The organism is Paenalicyclobacillus cellulosilyticus (assembly GCF_014647315.1).
Classification (GTDB): domain Bacteria; phylum Bacillota; class Bacilli; order Alicyclobacillales; family Alicyclobacillaceae; genus Alicyclobacillus_J; species Alicyclobacillus_J cellulosilyticus.
In genome coordinates this window covers 1-224 of the sequence record NZ_BMOY01000161.1, presented here as the reverse complement: position 1 = coordinate 224, position 224 = coordinate 1, and the positions used below count along the sequence as shown (strand labels likewise).

At 40.6% G+C, this 224-nt stretch carries 1 protein-coding gene; it reads left to right on the top strand.

Annotated features, from left to right (window positions below; genetic code table 11):
• The first annotated feature begins 2 nt into the window (after positions 1–2).
• A complete protein-coding gene (locus tag IEX97_RS14075; RefSeq protein WP_373289469.1) occupies positions 3–155 on the top strand; it encodes a hypothetical protein in 153 nt (50 codons plus the stop codon).
• The last annotated feature ends 69 nt before the right edge of the window (positions 156–224 follow it).

The following is a 224-nucleotide window of genomic DNA, read 5'->3' as shown; positions in this document are numbered from 1 at the left end:
GTATTGTCTATGTATCCTGTAATCCAGCCACATTAGCCAGAGATGCTGATATATTGTTTCATGTTCATGGGTATACCCTTAAATCGGCGGGGGTGATGGATATGTTTCCTCATACCGCTCATGTGGAGTCCATCGCAGTATTTGATAAAACCTGAAATTTTGCTCAATAAAGGACGGTTGTTATGGTCAAGGTTAAAGAATCGACAGCAATCTTATTGGAAGGA